Raw genomic sequence first — 22,582 nt, 5'->3', positions numbered from 1 at the left:
TTGTGGTGTATACTAGCTTCTAAACTATAAAGTTTTCAAGGTTCGAAGCCTTCAGAGTGTTGCGCTCTCGCGCTCCCCTCTCTCAGGCACTTGTTTATAGTACCGATACTCCCAGAACCTGTCAACACCTTTTTCAATTTTTTTGATAATTTTTTCGGCTCTATCTCCTCAAAACCTTACACAGCAATACTTTTAGTCGCAAAATTATTTTTACTTTTTTTGATTTAACTCCTGGAGTACTGCTTTTTCTCAGTTCCTCAGGTAATGCGTTTAGATATTAGGTCTATATATATGGACACTTCTTCAACAAGCTAACCTTAAATCGAGTAAACGATCGCTCGGTGCGATTGCAGCTTGTTGGTACAGTTCTATGATTTCTAATTTTGGTTCACCTAGTAGCTTGATTGCTTGATGCTCTAATTTTCGTGGTGTCTAATTTCTCGATCTGTAGCGTTACATATTATTTGGATGTGGGCATATTATTTGGGCAAGTCCTAATTTTAAGAGTGAGCATTCCATACTTCACTCTTAGTGCGCCGGAAATTTCTACAACGTTATCCCAGTTTTTTGAATATCCTGTGAAATTTATGGGAGACATATACAGTAAATATTGAGATGTCTACTGTGTAAGGTAAATTTGCAGAAGATAAATTTAATTTGACCCAAAATATCAAGCATCTTAATTCTTGAATCTGCTCGGGTGTATCTTTAAGGTCTCTTATCTTTATATATAAGGAAGAATAACTGTGAATTTTCAATCAATAATCGGAACATTGCATGATTTTTGGGGCGCACGTGGGTGTTTAATTGCTCAACCCTATGATATTGAGAAAGGAGCAGGTACAAAAAACCCCCACACTTTTTTAAGGGCTTTGGGACCTGAACCTTGGGCTGTAGCTTATGTAGAACCTTGTCGCAGACCAACAGATGGGCGTTATGGAGAAAATCCTAATCGCTTTCAACACTATTACCAATACCAAGTACTGATTAAACCTTCACCCAATAATATTCAGGAAATTTACTTGGATTCTCTCAGGGCTTTAGGCATCAAACCAGAAGATCATGATATTCGTTTCGTGGAAGATAACTGGGAAGATGCAACTGTAGGTGCATGGGGTACGGGTTGGGAAGTTTGGTTAGACGGGATGGAAGTCACCCAGTTTACTTACTTTCAACAATGTGGGGGGATCGATTGTAATCCAGTTTCAATTGAGATGACCTACGGTTTGGAGCGACTGGCGATGTACCTCCAAGGGGTTGAAGCAATGACCAAAATTAGTTGGACAGATAATATTACATACGGAGATGTGCATCTTCAAGGAGAAATTGAACAATGTACTTATAATTTTGAAGCTTCAGATCCTGATATGTTGTTGAAGCTATTTAATATGTATGAGCAAGAAGCAAAGCAACTTGCAGATAAAGGACTAGTTTTACCCAGCCTTGATTATGTAATGAAGTGTTCCCATACTTTCAATCTCCTTGATGCGAGAGGAGTTATTTCAGTAACTGAAAGAACTCGTTATATTCGGCGAATTCGAGGTTTAGCAAGGAAAATAGCTCAGCTTTATGTAGAACAGAGGGAAAAACTAGGTTTTCCTTTACTAGAGAATGCTGTTGCTTCATCTAGTACATAATATATTTCAGAAGTACGGAAGCAAAAAATATTTTGGTTTGTTTTTGAACTTGGATGCTGTACTTTTGGTAGTCACAATGCATTATTATTCATTATCTGTGGAGACGTAAATGCTACGTCTTTTTTACTACTATCTTTTGTTATCTGCCGGTCTATTGGGACTATCAAGAGGAAAATATGAATTTAGCTCAGTATTTGAAACCAACTTTAGAACCAATTGCCGCATGGTTTCGTAATTTTGGCATACCAGAACCAATAATACATTGGGGACATCCTTTGATGATGGGAATTGTCGTATTCGCAATGGGTACTTCAGTAGGAATTTCTGGTTGGAGAGGAAGATTAATTGATAATTCTGATGCTGCAGTGGAAAGTAAAAGTCTTCACCGCAAACTAGCACCTTGGATGTTTTTATTTATTTTAATGGGTTCAACTGGTGGTTTACTATCCTTAGTCATGCAAAATCAACCAATCTTGGAAAGTCGTCATTTTTGGACTGGTAGTGTTGCGATCACACTTTTAGGAAGCAATGCGATAATTTCTCTGACTAAATTTGGGGGAAATAAATCATCTTTACGTACAGTTCATGCATATTTGGGTAGCGCAGCACTTGGTGTTTTGTTCTTGCACGCCATATTTGGTTTCAACTTAGGTATTTCTTTGTAAGGTCTAAAATATGTAAGCTCTAAACACCATTTTGCAAATAACTGTCAGAAAATAAAATATATTTTGCTCTCGAGCTTTCTTGAATAATGATTTAATTATTTGTGTAATTTTTTTGCTTATCCCTGTTAAATTTCTGAACGCGTTATTTAGGGATAAGCTTTTTCATGGTTATTAGATGATGCACCACATAAAACGCAAATCAAATTACTATATTGTTTTAGATTTATTTGAATGCAAATTAAAATATTATGTTAAGAATCAAACAACAAATTCTATAAACATTTCCTCTATCATCTCTTCTATCATTCCTCTGCTAATTTGGTGCATAACTTCTGGACCTTGGAGAAAATCTTTAATAGTCATTTTATTTTTTGAGAAATCTTTAACAAAATCACGTATAGAAGCAATTATCGTAATTTCAGATTCAACTTCTTCTAACATTTGAGAAACAGGATTAATTCCTTTTTTTACTGCTTTTCGATAATCTGCAACTACTACTCCTTCAGGAGTATTTTTGACTGTTCTGAGTTCTTGTTTCAAATCCTCATATTGATTTTTGAGAAATTCATTTTCTTGCTCTAAATTATTACATCGACGAGTTAAATCATCTGAACTTCTATTTGCTATAGTTTCTAGCTGTTGATATTGCTTTTCAATCTCTAATAATCGAGCTAGATCGCCTTCTTGGTAAGCCTTATTAATTTCTTTCATGATTTCCGTGTGACGACGCATCTGTGTTTCGTCCTCTTTAACTTTATCAGGGTGAAATATTTCAGCTAATCTCAGAAATATTTGACGAATTTTGCTTCCCCTTTGACTTTTATTTGCAGATTCTAGCTCTTGGTATTGTTTTTCTTGGGCATCATCATTATTAACATCTGAAGACGAGGTAAAGAAATCTTGATTTTCTCCTATGTTCTCGTATTCTTCAGTAAATATTTCTTCTAAACCAATCTCTTCAGTATTGCTATTGTTAGGACTAATAATTCCCGAAAATTGGAGATTAAGGTATAACTGTTGAATATTTTTTTTACTCTGTTTCCCAAGCTTCCTTTTACTCAAAATTTCACTGAATAGGGTATGGATTTCTCGATCTATAGCGGCTAATTCTTTCAAGCTAGGAGTACATTTATGATAAATTTCTGTTGCAACAGAACGCATTTGTTCAACATAATTGTTTAATTCAGTTCGTTTTCTTTTAATTTGTTTGAGGAGCCATTGATTTTCTTTTTCTAAAATAACTTGGCGTTCGTGTAGAGATGAAAGCGCAAGAGATGTTGTCAAAGTGTCAGGAGAAGAAGATAAGATTTTTCCAGACATAGAACAGCAAGTTTAGGTAAAGTAAAACAAGCGAGCAGGTAAATAACAATAAATACATCAAAAGATAGATGCTGTAATAGAAGATTAATTTACATTCTCATACTTTTACTGTATTTTTGCTAATTGATAATTTAAGGATACTACTTTTTGAAACAAATACATCTAGAAAATTACCAAAAACATAATAACTTATTGCCTTTATAGTTATCGTCAACAGGAATGAATATGCGGAATAAAATTCGTAATGTTTGAATTCACAGTATTTTCTACTCAAATACGATAATGTAAATATCTGTGAAATATAAATAGTATTTTTTTGTCGGTTTCTGTTAGTATTGTTTTTTGTTTTGAAACAGGACTTACGCAACGTTAGCACAGCGTGTCCGCAGGACAGACATATACGTCGCTATCATTAGCACGCAGCAAAGCTGTTAGCGGGACTTAGACAAAAAACAAGGAGGAAAAAGCCTCAAAGGCAAAAGGCAATCAGGGCAAGTAATATACGTCAAAGCCTAAAAAATCGCTCTTAGCGGAGCGTGGCGTTAGCCATAACCTAGATATATCAAGAAAACAACCAATTCGACGTTAAACCATTGATATATGAAGCTTTGAGGCTTTTTTGACCCAAAAAAATGTCTAAGTCCCGTTAGCGGTAAGGTGACTTTAGTCACACGTAATGACGCAATTACGTTAATTTTGCGTAATTCCTATGAAAATTTAAATACTAAGGTGAACCAACGAATTTCCAATGAATTCCTCAAAAGCAAAGAGCGCACCGAAGTGCGCTGGAACAAGTAATGGATGATATTTAAAATGAAAATTATCTCCAGATTATTTCTGCACTACCAAGTAGTTTATTTTTCTCATTCTCGAATTTTAGATATATTACTTGTAGGAAAAAATTGTGCACTTACAATACCCTATTTATACAGATACCATCATTGCTGCTCGTAATTTACTAATCAGTTCGTTAAGATTACCTGTGTTTAAGCGATAACCCAAAGGATTTGCAATTAATCTTGCGGTACTCTCGTATAATGTTGCAATTTCTATTAAACCATTTTCTTTTAAGGTTCTACCTGTAGATACTAAATCGACTATTGCTTCCGACATTCCTGTAATTGGTCCCAATTCTACAGAACCGTAAAGAGGAATTATTTCTATTGGTAAATCCAAATTTTGGAAATATTCACGCGCACAGTTAACATATTTTGAAGCAACTCTACCATTAGCAGGCAAATCTAAGGGCGAACGGTAAGTACTAGATGCTTTGACAGCTACTGACATCCGACAATAACCGAACTGTAAATCCAATAGTTGAGCTACTTGTGGTTTTTTCTCCTGCAACACATCATACCCAACTATACCTAACTGTGCTTGACCATATTCTACGTAAACAGGTACGTCTTGCGCTCGCACTAAAAGACCTTGAGCTTTTCCATTAGCATCTGTAATTTGTAATTGACGATTTCCCGAATCAAGAAAAGCACTAAAATCTAACCCGACAGATTGCAACAAGCGAATGCTGTATTTGAGGAGTTCACCTTTTGGTAGTGCAACAGTAAGCATAAAATAATTGTGGATTTTAGACGAAAAGAGCTTGTGAAAATATTAAGTACTCCGATCTAGTTTAGAATCTTTGCTTGAAAGCTTAAGATCCTCTACCTAATTAGGTCTAAACTTGATACAGCACTATACTAATGGACATTATTCAAACTAACATCAATTGGGGTCCGAATTTATCACCAAAAAAATGCGAATTTTGGTTGTTGATGATGAAATTGAACTAACCGATCCTCTAAGTCGCGTGTTAACCCGTGAGGGTTATGATGTTGATACTGCTTATGATGGGAATACTGGTAGTCAATTGGTTCAAACAGGTCATTATGACTTGTTAATATTAGATTGGATGTTACCAGGGAAAACTGGATTAAAAATCTGTCAAGAATTACGCCAAACAAATCACACGACACCTGTTTTATTTTTGACAGCAAAAGACACCCTTGATGATCGCGTTGAAGGTTTAGACTCTGGTGCGGATGACTATCTTGTGAAACCTTTTGAATTAAGGGAATTATTAGCGCGAGTCAGAGCTTTATTGCGTCGTCACACTACAGATACACATACTACTCTGATAAATAGAATCGTTGTTGCAGACTTGGAACTTGATTTTGACAATCAAGTTGCTTATCGTCAAGGGAGAGTAATTGAGTTATCGACCAAAGAAAGTCAGTTATTAAGATACTTTATGGAAAATTCTGGACAATTATTGACCCATACTCAAATTGTGGAGCATTTATGGGAAGTGGGAGAAAAGCCAAATAGTAATGTAATAGCAGCTTTGGTTAGATTATTAAGACGGAAAATTGAAGTGAGGGGTGAGACTCAATTAATTCATAGCGTTTACGGGAAAGGTTATCGTTTTGGGGTGATTACTTCCAGTGGAAATTCATAAAAATATTTACTGATGATGTCTTCTAAATAAACATAAATATCTCAATAAATTGAATCTTTTAATTATTAGTTAGTTGTTTTTATTACGCTGTAAAAACAATAGCTAGGGCATCTTGATATTACTTCATAGGGAATAGGGAACAAGCAAGAATGTATACCCTAACAATCTGGGTAAAACTATATTTAGTTCTACCTAGATATGCTTGATTGAAAAATTTATTAAACTCAAAAGTTTATCAAACTCAAAAGTTTATCAAACTTGAAAACTACATAAATTTAGTAGTTCCAATGAGATATAGTAGAGCCATTCTAACTGCAACACCACTGGTAACTTGATTGGAAATCAAACTAAATTCGGGATCGTCCATTAAGTCGGAGCTAATTTCTACCCCACGGTTGACTGGACCGGGATGTAATACTTTAACGTTTGGTTTGCACATTCGTAGCTTGGAACGAGTTATTCCAAACAGTTGGTAATATTCCCGTAGACTTGGTAACAAGTGCTCCTTCATACGTTCTTTCTGTATGCGTAATGTCATTACGAAATCTGCATTCTTTAAAGCAGGTTCTAACTCCCAATGAACAAATAAATTACTGCATATTTCTTGGGGATAACTCGTAAATAGCTGAGGTAGTAAAGTTGGTGGAGCTGCTAAATGTACTTGAGCCCCGCTAGTAACTAAACTCCAAATATTAGAACGTGCGACCCGCGAATGTAAAATATCACCAACGATCGCTATTTTTTTATCTTTTAATAACCTTAAATGTGGATTATCAGAATCGAGCAAGGTGCAGATAGTAAAGAGATCAAGTAGGGCTTGAGAGGGATGTTCGTGTTGACCATCTCCTGCGTTCAAAACACTAACCCTAGCATTCAAGCGATCCATTTCTTCTGCGATCGCATGTGGTACTCCTGCTTCACGGTGACGAATAACCATAATATTCGTCCCCATAGCCAAATAGGTTTTGGCTGTATCCAAAATTGTTTCTCCTTTTGTTATGGAAGAAGTCGCAGTGGAAAAATTGAGGATATCTGCAGATAATCGTTTTGCAGCAAGTTCAAAACTACTACGAGTTCGAGTGGAAGGTTCAAAGAATAGGTTAGTTACTACTTGTCCTTGCAAAACTGCGACTTTTTTGGTTCCTCGCGACAACACATCTTTTTGAAAACGAGAAGCATTTTGCAAAACCATATCATATTCATCAGGGGTAAAATCTGCGAGCGAAAGAATATGATGGCGAGTCCAAGTTGTGGTTGTAGTAGGCATAAAGTATTTATTTGCTTACAGTTGTTAAGTTGCTTATATAAAATTGCTTCTTCTCAACTGTATTTAATTACGAAATTAGAGTTTGATATTTTATTATTTCTCTCAAAGGATTTGGATAAAATACCCACATGGCAACAAAATAATTTTGAAGAATTAAGCTTTGCCTTAGCTGCATCCAGACCTTTATTTTTCCCTCAGGTAAAAAGTTAAGTTTTCAAAGTGGATGTGATTTGTGGTATTTACCATTACCAGAAGATATACAGAAGCAATCCTATTTGAGAAAGCGTTTTAGTTAGAATTTGGTGAATTTGAGTAATTATTGAAGATTGGGCACATCTTACATTTTTAGAATTAGAACATAAGAATTTGGAGCTTGAAATTTGATATAAGAAATTACATTTAAAACCTCACACTTTACCCTTAGATGCGGCAAAGCCGAACGGGGTGGCTAAACTGCACAAGTTGAAGACGATAAGCTAACAGGTTATTACTTATCCAGATTTCGCGTTTTTGCCAGTTATGGCAATTGCTTACGGGGTGATGTTCATTTTGACAATATTTAAATTCGGCATATCCAAAAGGTACTGACTTAATCCCTTTCAACTCATTTAATTAACTTTCTGTTTCTAAAACTCGAACTGCATAGCACTTAGGGCACTAGCTCAGTGAAATTTGCTACGCATACCGAGATAGAAACTTTAGTTCTTAGTTTAAACACAGGAACCTAACCCTTAATGTAGTCAGCTAAAGGTATAAGCCTCCGAATTTGGTCGGCGGTTGCTGACTCAGATATAAAGCATAAATGCTAACCGTATTTGGACAAGTATACAAGTTTTTTTAATAAAAAAATAGATTGTATGTTAAGGAAAGATTAATAGTATAAAATGAAACTATTTTATATGCAGTAGGGTAAAATTCTATTAAATTATTGTACGAATAAAATTAGGGCTAATAATTAACTTATAATGTTTAGCCAATAGAGTATTTGTGGCAAATGATAGACAATTCCAGAAGAGTGAGTGCTCCTAGCAATCGAGTTATTTACTTACTCACATATTCTCAGAATTTAGAGACGCGATTTATCGCGTCCCAGTCTGACTTAGTTAATACGCAATACGGATCCTACTGCAGATAAAATGCTTTCTCTTGCATTTCTAAGTGCTTGAGTCATTGGTTGCTGACTTTGTAAAAATATTCGGGCACAATTACGTCCTGGCATTCCAGAAATTGAACCACCTGGATGAGTTCCGGCACCTGTAAGATAAAGTTTTTCAATAGGAGTTTTGTAATTTGCTATTTCTGGAAGTGGACGAAAAAATACCATTTGATCTAGTGTCATATCAATGTGGTAATAATTACCCTTATATGCACCTAGTCTTTCACCTAATTCAGCAGGACTTTCTACACGACGAGCAATAATTGAATCTTTCAAGTTGGGAGAATAATCTGTTAACTTGTCTATTACCCGATCTGCAACTTTGTGCTTCAATTCATCGGTCCAACCAGTACCTTTTAAGCCTTTATCTGCTGCATCTTTAATTTGATAGGGAGCAAAGAATTCTATCCATAAGGTATGCTTGCCTTTGGGTGCTAAAGTTGGGTCGAGAGCACTGGGCATAACTACGTACATAGAAGGGTCAGAATCAGGAATTTCTCCCATCATGCATTTGCTATGTGCTTGTTCTACATGGGCTACCGAATCAGCAATTAAAATAGAACCAATTAGATAGTCGTCTTGGTGTGAATGGTGTACGAAATTTAGAGGCTTATCTAAAGCTAAATCTATTTTGAGAATAGTTTCGTTATTATTGACAATACGGCGTTCTAGTCTTTCATACAGGTTAGGAGCTACAGCATCAATATGGTTCTTCTCTATGGTTTGTAGGAATAACCTTTGAGCATCAATATTAGAAATAACTCCTCGTTTAGCGCGATACTCTTGACCGTCAGAAACTCTTACTCCTACAGCTTGGTTATTTTCAATCAAAACTTTTTCTACTTGTCGGTCGGTAAGAATAACACCACCATAATCTTTAACTAAGTTAACCAAAGCTTTTACCAATGCGCCGGTACCACCAAGAGGTCTAGCCATCCCTGGATTATGGCGCATAGCCATCATCATCGCCCCAATACCAAGATTTTTTTGAGAAGGTGGTACACCCATTTCTGATGCGAGTCTTGCTAAAGGTGCTTTCAGAAATTCCGAGTCAAACCATTCATTAAGGATATCTTCGGCACTAGTTAGCATATTTCGTACAAAGTCCATACCCTTCGCAGGAGAACCAATTACAGAAAATAAATCTTTCAGGTTTGTAAAATCAAAATTCCCAGCAATATCAACGATAGATTTTGGCGGAGCATTAAACATGGGAGCCATTGCATTGATTACCCGCAACCAATAATCTGTGTATTCGGCATATTTTTGTGCGTCGCGATTATTATAAGTGGCAATGTGCGCGCAAGTTTTTTCAACCGATTTATAACCTAAAAAATATTTCCCATCTGGATGGGGACAAAAAACTACTGGATCGCACTCAAGATATCTCAAACCATATTTTTCTAATTCTAATTCTTGAACAACTGGAGCGAGATGAATAAATTCGTGATCTATGGCGCACAAATTAAATTTAAACCCTGGAGCTTCTTTGGGTAAACATTCTTCTGTTGTTGCTGCACCACCGGGAACAGAACGTTTTTCTAATAACAATACACTATAACCAGCTTTTAAGAGATAGGCAGCACAAACTAGTCCATTGTGTCCGGCTCCGATAATTACAACATCATATTGTTGCATAATTGGCATCTTCAGGGTTTTTCCTAAAAGTGTGAGGATTCAGATAATCAATGTACATTATCTATTGACAAATCAGTACTCAGGAGCAGTTAAATTTTTAACGATAAGAATAACTGCTGTAAAGTACGCTTTCCTCTCTTTACACTTAGTCATTAAAATTTTGATTTATCTCAAGAAATATACATCTTTGACACAAAACATCCAGGAAAAGTGCCCTGTAATGAGGAAAAGGGGTAAATTAAACTTGTTAACAGGGTTATTTATGTCGCGGGGTTCTAGATATAAATGACATACCCCTCTTTTGTTACCCTCCGAAAACTTTTGCTTTTTTATAAGCTCGAAATTCTTTTACACATAGCGATTGCGAGCTTATTTACTAGTATTAAATCTGGCCATATAGAAAATGTATGAAATTTGCTTAATTCTTTAATTTTGAATTTCAAAACCCTTACCATTTATAGCTCTTAAGAAACCAGTAAAGTTTTCTAAAATTAGTAAAATTTGGAAAGTGACAGAAGAGGGATACAGCTGATTTCATTTAAATGAGGTACACGTATCTTTAATAATGTAGGGAACGTGGAACAGGAAAACAGAGAACAGGGAACAAGGAGAATGTACCTCATCTGCTTGCAAAGTGCTGTATGTAGTGTTATCTATTACTTGATTTTACGAATGATTGAGTATTTTATATTTGATTGAAACACACATAATATGTATATTTAGTTATTATAGTTACTTTTTTTAAAAGTAATATATATTACTTAAATTTTAGCTGACATGGAATTCTCTCCATAGCACAAATATAAATAAATGAAAGCCAGTGAGGTACTGAGGAGATATGCAGCAGGAGAAAGAGATTTTCGTCGTGTAAATCTCAGAGGTCAAGATCTTTCAGGAGCAGATTTTAGCAATGCAGATATTCGTGGTACCAATTTTACAAAAGCAAACTTGAGGGGAGCAAACTTCGATGGTGCACAAGCAGGACTTCCGAATTTTGTAAAAATTGCCTTGGTAATGGTGTTAATGCTTGTAGCAGCTTTTTCTGGAATTACTTTGGCACTTGCTAGCATCTCTACTAAATTATTAATCACTTATGAAGTTATAGAAAGATACAGCATTGTTCCGGTTGTGATGATTGGAATACTGTGGATTTTCTTCCCAATTATTACTATTTGTAAAGGTTTAGAAACATCTATTGCTTTTGCTGTTGTCGCTGGGGTATTTGCTGTATCTATAGCCGTAGCTCAATCTGGTACCGCATCTGAAGTTTGGTATGGTGTTATGGCTGGAGTAGGGGTAATAGTTGGCTTGGTGATTTCTGCGGGTGTTGTGGCTAGTGCTTTAACAGTAGCTGGGGTAGTTGCTGTTGCTGTAATTTTAGTAATGGTTGTAATTTTTACTATTACCCCGGCTGTAATTTTGGCGAAAACTATGGCTGTAAATGTTGCTGTTGCTATGACTGTAGCTATCACCCCACTAGCTACATATATGGGTTTGCAAGCTTTAGCTGGAAATCATAAATATATATCCTTGAATCGAATTGCTATTACTTTTGCTGCGATAGGTGGTACTAGTTTTCGATATGCCTACCTAACTGATGCAAATTTTACCGGAGCAATACTCAAGAACAGTAACTTGGATGAAGCGATTTTGATTCGCACTTGCTTTTATAATGCCAAAAAAGTGTATTTAGCTAAAGTTGGAGGAACTTATCTCTCCTACCCTAATGTACGGCGATTGGTAGTTAAAAGAAAAACACAACAAAAAAATTTGAACCGCCTTGACTTAAGAGGAGTGTATTTGGCTGGAGTTAACCTAGCAGATTTTAGCTTTGTAGGTACAAACCTCAGTGAAGCTAATTTGCAAGACGCTGATTTATCTAGAGCTAAATTGGTACAAACGCAACTATATGGAACAGATTTGACGGGTGCTAACCTTACAGCCGCAACTATTGAAGATTGGGGTATTACTAGTCATACCAAGTTACATGGGGTTAGATGCGGATATATCTTTATGCGAGAGACAACATTTGATGATCCCAACCCCCGGCGTAAACCCGACAATTGGGAAGAAACATTTAAAGATGGTGAATTTTCTGATTTTATCACTCCTATTCTCAAAACCCTAGACCTCTACCACAACCAAGGAGTTAACCCTCGTGCTATTGCTATTGCCTACAGACAGTTAGTAGAAAATCATCCAGAAGCAGACCTGCAAATTGTGGCAATGGAGTTACGAGGAAATAATAAAGATAAGTTTTTGCTTAGAGTAGAAACCTCAGAAACTACAAGTAACTCCGAACTGAATAGAGAATACTTTGGTAATTATAATCAGCTTAAGTCTTTACCAACAGACCATTTGCTATTACTCCTAGCTGAAAAAGATAATCAAATTAGTAGGCTAGAAAAGATGATTGGCACTGCCATAAGTCCTCATTCATCACCAATAATTTCCTCTGCAAACAAACAGCAGAATAAGTCAGTTTTTCTTATTTTGGGGGCACGTGATGAGGAGAAAGGTTTTCCTTCCGTGATGGCTCAAATTTGGTTAGAAGATGTAAAGTTACTTGCCTCCTGCCAAGGAAGCTTGCCTCCAGAAACAGAAATTATTCGGCTTTATCAACAGTGGAAAAAAATTTATGCCTATCAGAGTTCTGCTAATCGACAACTGAAGCGTCCAAAAGATAATTTGACCGATATTTCTCCTAGGCAACTACATCAAGTAAGTCAAGATTTGCAAAGACACCTCAATACTTGGCTTAGCTCCGAAGGATTTCGCAAGATAGCTGATATACTGCGGGAAAAACTTAACGAATCCGATCCCATACGAATTATTATTCAAACAGAAAATATTGAACTGCAACGTTTACCCTGGCATTTATGGAATTTTTTTGATAGCTATCGCTCTTCAGAAGTAGCTTGGAGTTCGCAATTTGGAGTAAGTACTACTAAAGCCATACTTCATAGAAATAAGATCAGAATTTTGGCAATTATGGGTAATAGTGAAGGAATTGATGTGGAAGAAGACAGGAGAGTGTTGGAAAACTTACCCAATGCCGAGACAGAGTTTTTGGTAGAACCAAAACGTGAGGAATTAAATCAGCACCTGTGGAATGAAGAAGGTTGGGATATACTTTGTTTTTCTGGTCATAGTGAAAGCACAGTCGATGGTAGTGCAGGCGTGATTAACCTTAATGCAACAGAGCAGCTAACTTTGGAAGAATTGAGGAATGCTCTGAGAAAAGCTATTGAATGCGGCTTACATTTAGCAATTTTCAATTCCTGTGACGGTTTTGGATTGGCACAACAATTGGCAGATTTACCTATTCCCCAGGTTGTTTTTATGCGGGAGCCTGTACCGGATGTAGTGGCACAGGAGTTTTTAAAAAACTTTCTCCAAGCTTTTTCTGGTGGTAAATCTTTGTATCTTGCCATGAGGGAGGCACGAGAAAAGCTACAAGGTATGGAAAATGATTTTTTTTATGCCAGTTGGTTACCAGTAATTTACCAAAATTCTGCTGAAGCACCTAAGACTTGGCAAGATTTTACTCACGCTAGTCATGACTGAAACGGAAAGAATTAATAACACCGTATAAACTAATTTATTTCGATTTTAGTAGTTTTATATTTGCTACCTCTTACTAATTCTCCGCATGAATGAAGGAGAACTTTAAGCAGATGCAATGTTGGGTAAATAGCAATCTAAACCAATCTATGTTGTGCTGAAAAACCAACCTAGGTTGTACTACGACTTAGGTCTAAGATAGCTAGCATTAAATCACAGCCGAATGACAGGCTTATTAAGCCCAATTGCAAAATTGTAATCAAAATAAAAACAGAGGTTTTTATGGGAATTTACCGTTCTCAATTTAAAGGTATTGAAAAAAGTCCTGAACGTCAAATATATGGAATAAAAAACGGTTTATTAGTAGCTCCAATTGATATCTGTATTTATGAATCAGGTTTTAATACTTCAGTTCGTTTCACTCCAGTTGATAAATTGATAAATTTAATAAATGCTCCTGTTAACAATACAGCTGATGCAGAAATGGGTACTATCAAGAGTTTTGAGTCACCTTGGGAATTAAGTAATTTTAAACCAGTTGTATTTATTAAATTAAAAAAAGATGCACAAGTATTGATACCAAGTCGATTAGCTGCTAGACCTTTAGAGGTTCGGGAAGGTGATAGTGTTGGTTTAAGCATGAATCGATTCAATATATCAGGAAGTGTAGAAAAAATAATAGACGAATATCCATATTTGAGACCAGAATGGAGAGTTCAAGCTTATTTGGTGAAGTTTAATCGGAAGTTAACAAATAACGTACATGGAGCGCCAGTAGTATTAACTAGCTCAAATAAGTTATTGGGTATGTTAATTATTACAGAAGATAATATGACTAATGGCAATACTAAGGCTCTTGTATTTCCGGCACATCTTATTTAGCTGAAAAGCAATAAAGAGATAATCTAAACACAAGTAAAAATTACTAGTTTTTTACTAAGCTGGGTAAATTTATGGCAATAATATCTACAATTTGCCCAGTTATCAATATTCCAAGTATTTCCCAATTGAGTAGATTTATCTCTTTTTAGTAATTGAGCAAATAATCAAGAAATTTATTTATGTTATTACGTAGAATTATCACCTCAACATTTTGTTTCTCACTTGTAGTTGCACAATTATCAATGATACCTGTAACTGCAAATCAAGGTAATAATGGAAAGACGAACCAATCAAATGAAGCAAAAACTGCACGAGCGATTAGAATTGGATTTATTGATGGTATTATTCAGTATATTAACAATAGTGCACGAACAAGAATTAAATTGGAGTGGGAACCTTTACCTGTAGATAAAAATATAGTTAAAGCGGCAAGAAAATATGGCTATAAACCTGTAAAAATAACAATTCGCAATGAGGATTTAGAGAACAATAAATGGATAACAAAAATTTCTGAAGAACAACGGAGGACATTAGAAGAAGCTTTAGAATCACCAAACTTAGAAACATTAAGTACAAGTAGTAGTTTTTGGGATTTAAAAAATCAGGAAGTTATAAATTTATTAAAAACTTCATCACTTGGACCGGTAGATTATCTAGGATTGATCCGAGATAGAAATGTACTTGTTACTTTGTTAGAAAGTAATGGTATATCTTATTCATTAGAAATACCAAAATCAGAATTTATACGTATATCTGATAAAAAAATAAATTGGAATATTAGTGTCTACAAGTTTGTAAGTCAGCAAAAACCAGAAATTGCATTTTATCGCTTTGGTGTTAAAGCTGTAGTCGATCCATTTGAAATTTCTATTTCGGATACTTCTTCTGAAAAGAAAATACAATTAAAATTAGAAGCTGGAATTAGCTTTAAACAAAGTGATAAACTTATTGGTTTATCCGATAATGCACGTGACTTTGTTTTCAAGTTTCCAAAGAAAGTTGACCTTGATAAAACCACAGAAGGTTTAATTGATAAATTAAAAACTAATAATGCTCCTAATGAATTAGAGGGATTTTTAACATTCTTTGGTGGGTCGGGAAAATTAGGGGAAGTAATAAGTAAAGGTTTACTTGGAGGTACTAAAAATACAAGTATTGTAAGTGGAGGTATTATTGATTTTGAGGGAGGAGAAATTTCGCCTTTGATAGGAGTTAATAGCAAAATAGCTAACTTTGGAAATACATCTGCTGGAATTTTATTTGGTGCTGGATTGGATGAAAAAACTTCTCTTTTTCTTGGACCTAGTTTACAAGCATCAATATTTACTTTATCTGCTGGTGGTTTGGCGGTTGAAGGAAATAAAAATCCACAAATTCGCCCCGCAGGGTTAATTTCTGTTGATTTATCGCGTCTAACAAGGAGTCAAAAAGTTAACAAAACACTTAAAATTGAAAATACAGAATTGGGTGGTAATTGGGGACAGGTAAGTGAAAAATTATTTGAAAACTTGACTTTAATAGAATGGAAATTTACATCTGATAAAGGAAGTTCCACTAATTTTAAGTTGAGGCAAGTTTGTAATAGCCAAGGGGTTGCAATTAAAGAAGAACAACAAACAGTATTAGATATAAACGCAAGTAATCAAAGAGTTATCAAATTTATACCTAAAGGTATTTACAAATATGAAATCCCTTCCAAATTTCAGCTTTTAGGTGGTGATTCAACAAGTATTGGTCTCATTAATCCCAACACCGCCTCATTAAAAATGACAGAAGATAATTTCAAATCAATAATATGGAAAGCAAGAATAAATAATCAAGAAAATCAAAGCAATAGTCAAGAAAGTCAAGAAAACAATTTTTGTAATACTAATTTGCCTTCTAAAACGTAACCCTCAAAATCGAGAGTTGGTAGTTGGGATTAAAAATTTCTAAATAATAATCTTGAATTTTATATTTTAATTAATACTCCCACTCATTGAAAGGGTGGGATTTTTGGCGTTGCTGAATCTGGATATGAATTTATATTTAAAGAAGTTGCAGTACAAGTAACCGTGGGGGGTACGAAAAAATACCCGACATCAAAGAAATCTAATGAAATCACTATTAAAACTAGCCTGAATTAGATTTTTTATTGGTTATTCTTAATAGCCAAAAACTCTATACCGCTTTGTAAATCGTCTTTTAATCACTTTAGGCATAGTTGAGCGATGATATCATTACCTAAAAAGCTTGTATAGTAAGGTTTTTAGGATTTTTAATCAAACCGATACTCCCCCTGAACGGTTAGCAGTACAAAGTCGAGACATCGATTTCATCAGAAGATTTATTTAAATCTCAAATTTTTCTTTTACTGTTACCTCCTCTAAAGTCAAATTGATGCTAAATTGACCTTCACTAGCAGTAAATCGCAGTCCGAGCCAAGGGTCTTCTTCGTTTGCTTGTAACTCTTCAAAAACATCATCTAATTCATCAAGCACCGTAATTTTTAGCCCCGATGGCAAGTATTTATACGACTCGCATGGGCAAATTTTGATTATAATATCAACTTCGTCATCTTCATTTGGTGGAGATAGAGTAATTACAAGTACTATAGTTACTACATTATCCAACTTAACTTGTTTTGCTCGAGTAACAGCTTCATTAAATATTTCATCACTCGTGGATCTATAAGCAGTTGGTGCAACAACTTGAAATAATTGCCAATCCGAATCAAAGTTATTGTAAAACCATTGCCTCAAATTGAGTACTTTTTTCAACCCTTGATGATTTAATGGGAATGAAGTTTTAGGAGTTGGGTTTTTCTTTGATGCAATGGAATCAGAATTAATATCGTTACGTGGAGAAAATCCCTGTAATCCTAATATAGGAATATCCAGATGTTTTTCTAGTTCGCCTGATTGGTATAGAGATTGAAGCCGATTAAATTGCTGGTAATTACCTTTGAGGACTATTACAGTATTCTTATCTTGATTGTCATTAATATGATTATTGCTCATCGTCTATTTCTCCTTGTTGGTAACTTTCTATTAGTGTCATCATCCCATTCCCGGTGATTTGATTAATTTTACTAACTATTTCTTCAATGTATTTATTGGAACTGTTCTTCGGAATTTTAATGCAAATATTAATTTCTAATGTTTCTTCTTCAATAGAAGTTGTTTTTCTATAACCATACTCTTCAAGATAAAGTCTAAATAGTGCCCAATGGTTAATTTTTTTCTCTGTGATTATGTAGGCATATTTAAATAAAGTTTTTGATAAATCAGCCGTAAGTTTTTGCCTGTTAAGCTTATCTTGAATTTTTTCGACGCTGAAGCCCAAAAGCAATAAATAAAGCCAACATACTTGTTTGGGAGAAAGCTCTCTTTTGTCAACTTTATCTCTTATTTTTCCATTGTCAAAATCCTGCCTGGCTTTAACTTTTGCAAAATCCTGCAAAATCCTGTCTATGTGCCACTCATTTTTTACCTTAGGACACTCACTACAACTTATTTTGTAGCTTAAGGCTGGGCATTTTTTCTCTGATACGACCATTATATTCAAGAACTTTGATTGTTGTTTGAATTTTTTTGATAATCCAACAAATACTGGTCAAAATGCTTTGCAGCATACCAATGTAGGTTGTCAAAAATAACCAACACTCATTGTTACACAACATCAATCTTTAGTGAATATAATGAATTCAAATACATATTACGAGAAAGTATGAACAAGTCAAACATTTATAGGGTCATTATGCCAATATGGAACAATCGTAAGTTGACAGATTTAAACAACATTTAAAACGTTTATTCAGGTTGAGTTACAGTGAAATATAATTTTCTATTTTTTATGTTTTATATCTGAAGCAGCGTTGATTTGCTTTGAACGAAAAAGCATCATTCCAGGTGCTAAAAATTTATTAACGTACACAAATTAAGGGCTGGAAGCCCCTATAGGTAAAGCTTACCCAAAAAGGTCTTAAATTTGTGATTCAACTACCAGATACAATCCAGTTGAGTAGGCTGCGTTAAACCCATATTATGCCTGACTTTTCAGTCAGCACATACCACACCCTCAACTGTCACAACTCAATAAAAAGTAGAAAAATAGTACAAAAAACTAAAAAGTATAGCGTCAGAGATTTTAGCCAAAAGTGATGATTTTACTCATAGTGTTAGAAAATAGGCGTTGCTTAATTAGGGGATGATTTTGCCCCCCTAGCCCCCCAAATTTGGGGGGAATATCTCTCAAAGTCCCCCAGAATTGGGGGATTTAGGGGGCTATACTCCAATACGGTTCAGATAAGCCTAAATTTCTTTTGTAGAGACGCGACAGAGGCTAACGCCGACGCCGCAGGCTCTGTCGCGTCTCTACAGTGTTATTTGTTTAAAAAAAAGTCTTAACTGAACTGTATTGGGCTATACTCTTGGTATAAAATTTAAAAATTCATCCCTCATTTATGCAACGCCAGAAAATAAAGTCCCAAACCTGCTCCATGTTTGAGTTGAGGTTAAAAAACTGTCTGAGACTTTTACTTCACCAGAGTGATGGAAGAGCGTTATAATTTTCTTACAAAAATATGTAAAGACGTACCGTAGCACGTCTCTCACTTCAAAAATAAATCGTCAAATCCAGAAAAGTTCCTTATTTAAGGTTTTTGATATAGTTATATTTTAAGATTCAAGATTTGCTGTCGAATTATTTGGGGTCAGTAACAGATATAAACAAGGAATTACTAGCAAAGCAATTAGGGTAGAAGCAACTAAACCAAAACCGATAGCGCTAGCTAGGGGAAACCAAATGGGATCGCCTAATCCCAGAGGAATGACACCCACAATAGTAGTAATACTGGTAGTTAAAATTGGTCTTAATCTATCTGCTGCACCTCTAGCTGCTGCATCCCTTACCAACATACCTTTTTCCCTGTGGGAGTTCATGGTTTCAATCATCACGATCGCATCATTAACCACAATTCCAGTTAAAGCAATCATACCGATTACCGCAGGGAAGGAAATGGGGATTCGTAAAAGGAAAAAGCCTGAAAAAGTACCAATGAGGGCAAAAGGAATTGCCAACATGATAATAAATGGTTGGGTAAAAGAACTAAATTGAATTACCAATACAGAGAAGATGAGAAATAGGGCTACAATTGCCATCTGTCCTGCTGATGTAAAGGTTTCTCCCTGAGTTTCTAGTTCTCCGCCAAATTTATAGTCATAACCTTGAACCCATTTACGTTTCATTTCCTGTAGTTTGGGTTCTAAATCAGCAACAATTTCTCCGACCGTGCGACCTTTATTTTTTGCTAATACAGTAACAGTACGCTGTCCGTCTTTATGGGTTATGGATAAAGGTGCGTTACCAAATTCTATTTCTAATACCTGAGTTCCAGCAATGGTTGTTCCATTGGATGTAAGGATAGGAATGCTTAGTAATTCATCGCGACGGGTTGGACCACCAACTGCTCCCTCACGGGAAGACCACATAGTACTAAGGCGTATTTCTAAATCTTCTTCTCCACCACCAATGGGAAAATCACCAATATCATTATCGGTCATCAGGTAACGTCCTTGTGAAGCTAAATCGTCATCAGATAAACCGTAAAAGTTTATGGCTTCTCGACGGGGACGCAATTTAATGTCTGGTCGTAGTACTCCTAAGTCATCTCGGACATCAATCGCTCCAGGTATTTGTCTGAGAGCTAATTGTACCTCTCCGGAAATACGACGTAGTTCGTCCATATCAGTACCCGTTAATTCTATTTCGATTGGGTCACCTCCCTCTCCTGTGGATTGACCGCTAACTACTAAAGAAGCTCCTGGGTACTTGCGCAGGGTGGTATTCAATTCCGTTCTCAGTTCATTCGCATATTCAAAGGAAGGTTTTGCTCTGTTTTCTTTGGGAGTGAAAACTGCTGAAAAACCTATCAAATAATTACCATTATTGGGTTTAATCCCACTTTCTTGAACTAAACTACTACGCTGACCAACTAATTTAATTACGCTTTCTAAATAGCTTTTATTTTTCAATAGTTCACCAACATCATTAGCTACTTGTTGAGAACTATCTAGAGTTGTTCTTGGGGGTAATTCAATATTAATACTTAGTTTACGTCCATCACTTTCTGGGAAAAGAGTACCAGGAATCGTACCTACCAAAATAGTTGAAGTAATAAATAAAGCTAATGCAACGGAAGCACAAATCCTAGCGGTAGTTTTATTACGAATTGTGGTTGCTAAACTCCATTTGCGAAATTTTTCAGAAACTGTTTCAGTTAAACGATCAACTTTACTTTTTTGACCTTTACCTTGTATGTTCCCTAATAGATAACGAGACAGGGGAATATCTACTAATAAAGCGATTATATAACTGAGTACCAAGCAAACAATAGCACTGATAGGAATTAAGCGGATAAATTTACCCATGATTCCGCTAATAGCCATCAAGGGAGCTAATGCCAAAATGGTAGTTAACTGCCCAGATAAAGCAGGAACTGCATAGGTTTTAACTGTTTTTAAAGCTGCTTTGTTAAAGCTCAAACCCTCAACAAAGATACCGTCATGCATCCCTTCCATCATTAGGATAAATACATCCACAAGTAGCCCTAACGACAAAATCATCCCGACTTGCACCATTTTGTTAAGGGTGAAACCGAAAAGAAATAAGACAGCTAAAGCCCCCAAAAAAGTCAGGGGAATAGATAAACCTGCGATAATTGCTTCTCGCCAAGTTAAGGCAAATAAGAGGACGATAAAAACCCCTAAAACCCCTTGCCAAGCATTATTAAATACCTCTAATAGGTCATTGTTAATTTCATTGGCATCGGTATTAATCACCCGATATTCCATTCCATGGGGCCATATACCAGGATTTTGTTTTACAGACTCGATCGCTGCTAAAGAATCATTAATAACCTGAATAGTGTCAGAACCAGGTACTTTAACTACATCGACGTTAACAAAGGTTTGGAAATCTCCTTGTTGAGAACTCAAGAAAGCTCGATTTTTTTCTCTTTCTAAATCTCGTCTTACTTGCGCAACTTCCTGTAAGCTTACTACTCGTCCTTCTCGCCCTTGTCCTCCTTGGGTATTATTGCCTAAACGGGCTACTGGTAAATTTCGTAAATCCTCCAGACTGCGAAATCTGCCATAATAACGTAACTGAGAACCAATTTCGTCACTTTCTATTTGATCCCAAGGTAAATCTCGGTTCCCCTTCTGAATTGCATCTCTAACCTGAGTTGCTGATATTCCCATTGCAACCATTCGGGAAGGAATAAGCTGAACATGAATTACTTCTTCACGGTTACCACTTAAATCTACTTTGCGGACATTGGGAACAGTTTCTAAAATATCTTCTATTTCTTCAGCAGCTTTACTTAGTACTGGGAGGTCAATATCTCCGTATAAGCCAAGTGTGAGAACGGGAACATCTTGACTAGATATTTGCTCTACTTTGGGTTCTTCTGCTTCACTGGCAATTTCTGGTTTTGCTTCATCTACCTCAGCCCTAACCAAAGCAATTGATTCAGCTATGGGTGCTTCGGCGACAAATTCAATCTGAATAATAGAAGAACCATTGAAGGAAGCGCTACTTAAATCTTTTAAACCCTTGAGTGATTTTAATTCTTTCTCAATTTTGTCTGTAACTTGATTCTCAATTGTTTCGGGATCGGCTCCACCCCAAGTTGTTTCAATATTTGCGATCGCAAAATTAATATCGGGGTCACCTTCTTTTACCATCGAAGTTGCACCCATTAAACCTCCTACTACCAATAACACAGATAGCAGAATGGCAAATACTGTCTGAAGAAAAAAGAATTTAGTAAAAGGTGATGTTTTAACTTGTTCGGGATTCTCGTATCCCTCCCTTGGTGGATGTTTTTCTGGAGGATCTAGTATTTGACTCATGGGGAATATTGGCGTTAAGCAAATAACAGGAATTTGTAACTTAAATACGTAATTCAAGTAAGTCTGTAATTCAAATTTTTGATTCTTGCTTACAATTTGGATT

13 protein-coding genes are annotated in these 22,582 nt (G+C 35.7%); 6 read left to right on the top strand and 7 right to left on the bottom strand.

The features are described 5' to 3' along the window. Nucleotides 1-746: 746 nt before the first annotated feature. Both glyQ and QNJ50_RS14330 read left to right on the top strand, forming a co-directional pair. Nucleotides 747-1,637: a glycine--tRNA ligase subunit alpha gene (gene glyQ, locus QNJ50_RS14335; RefSeq protein WP_300636282.1), complete on the top strand. Its 891-nt coding sequence runs from the start codon at nucleotides 747-749 to the stop codon at nucleotides 1,635-1,637. Nucleotides 1,638-1,813: 176 nt separating this feature from the next. After that, a complete protein-coding gene (locus QNJ50_RS14330; protein ID WP_300636280.1) occupies nucleotides 1,814-2,302 on the top strand; it encodes a DUF4079 domain-containing protein in 489 nt (162 codons plus the stop codon). Between the two features lie 258 nt (nucleotides 2,303-2,560). Here the strand turns inward: QNJ50_RS14330 and QNJ50_RS14325 are convergent, their stop codons facing one another. After that, entirely contained in the window at nucleotides 2,561-3,622 is a 1,062-nt protein-coding gene (locus tag QNJ50_RS14325) for a molecular chaperone DnaJ (RefSeq protein ID WP_300636278.1), read from the bottom strand. Nucleotides 3,623-4,546: 924 nt separating this feature from the next. Next, nucleotides 4,547-5,191, bottom strand: coding sequence for an ATP phosphoribosyltransferase (gene hisG / locus QNJ50_RS14320; protein ID WP_300636276.1), 645 nt, complete (start codon nucleotides 5,189-5,191; stop codon nucleotides 4,547-4,549). 184 nt (nucleotides 5,192-5,375) lie between these two features. Between hisG and rppA the strand changes: the two genes are divergently transcribed. Beyond that, on the top strand, nucleotides 5,376-6,077 hold the full coding sequence (gene rppA, locus QNJ50_RS14315; RefSeq protein ID WP_300636274.1) for a two-component system response regulator RppA: 702 nt from the start codon (nucleotides 5,376-5,378) through the stop codon (nucleotides 6,075-6,077). A gap of 265 nt (nucleotides 6,078-6,342) precedes the next feature. On the opposite strand, the gene QNJ50_RS14310 is transcribed toward rppA, so the two are convergent. Continuing rightward, on the bottom strand, nucleotides 6,343-7,344 hold the full coding sequence (locus QNJ50_RS14310; protein WP_300636272.1) for an aspartate carbamoyltransferase catalytic subunit: 1,002 nt from the start codon (nucleotides 7,342-7,344) through the stop codon (nucleotides 6,343-6,345). A gap of 1,099 nt (nucleotides 7,345-8,443) precedes the next feature. Further along, on the bottom strand, nucleotides 8,444-10,138 hold the full coding sequence (crtO, locus tag QNJ50_RS14305; protein WP_300636284.1) for a beta-carotene ketolase CrtO: 1,695 nt from the start codon (nucleotides 10,136-10,138) through the stop codon (nucleotides 8,444-8,446). Between the two features lie 810 nt (nucleotides 10,139-10,948). Here crtO and QNJ50_RS14300 point away from each other — a divergent pair. From QNJ50_RS14300 to QNJ50_RS14290, 3 genes are all read left to right on the top strand, one after another. Then, nucleotides 10,949-13,705, top strand: coding sequence for a pentapeptide repeat-containing protein (locus tag QNJ50_RS14300; protein WP_300636270.1), 2,757 nt, complete (start codon nucleotides 10,949-10,951; stop codon nucleotides 13,703-13,705). Nucleotides 13,706-13,984: 279 nt separating this feature from the next. Then, on the top strand, nucleotides 13,985-14,584 hold the full coding sequence (locus QNJ50_RS14295) for a hypothetical protein (protein WP_300636268.1): 600 nt from the start codon (nucleotides 13,985-13,987) through the stop codon (nucleotides 14,582-14,584). Nucleotides 14,585-14,763: 179 nt separating this feature from the next. Further along, nucleotides 14,764-16,476 (top strand): hypothetical protein, encoded by a 1,713-nt coding sequence (locus QNJ50_RS14290; RefSeq protein WP_300636266.1) that lies wholly within the window; start codon nucleotides 14,764-14,766, stop codon nucleotides 16,474-16,476. A 438-nt stretch (nucleotides 16,477-16,914) separates the two neighbouring features. On the opposite strand, the gene QNJ50_RS14285 is transcribed toward QNJ50_RS14290, so the two are convergent. From QNJ50_RS14285 to QNJ50_RS14275, 3 genes are all read right to left on the bottom strand, one after another. Continuing rightward, nucleotides 16,915-17,583: a DUF1822 family protein gene (locus QNJ50_RS14285; protein ID WP_300636264.1), complete on the bottom strand. Its 669-nt coding sequence runs from the start codon at nucleotides 17,581-17,583 to the stop codon at nucleotides 16,915-16,917. Then, complete coding sequence (locus QNJ50_RS14280; protein WP_300636262.1) at nucleotides 17,573-18,121, bottom strand: hypothetical protein; 549 nt, start codon at nucleotides 18,119-18,121, stop codon at nucleotides 17,573-17,575. The genes QNJ50_RS14285 and QNJ50_RS14280 overlap by 11 nt, the downstream gene beginning before the upstream one ends. A 1,121-nt stretch (nucleotides 18,122-19,242) precedes the next feature. Beyond that, nucleotides 19,243-22,479: an efflux RND transporter permease subunit gene (locus QNJ50_RS14275; protein ID WP_300636260.1), complete on the bottom strand. Its 3,237-nt coding sequence runs from the start codon at nucleotides 22,477-22,479 to the stop codon at nucleotides 19,243-19,245. Nucleotides 22,480-22,582 lie beyond the last annotated feature (103 nt).

Origin of the sequence: Mastigocoleus sp. MO_188.B34 (assembly GCF_030065675.1) — a bacterium.
Classification (GTDB): Bacteria; Cyanobacteriota; Cyanobacteriia; order Cyanobacteriales; family Nostocaceae; genus Mastigocoleus.
This window is presented reverse-complemented; position numbering and strand designations above follow the sequence as displayed.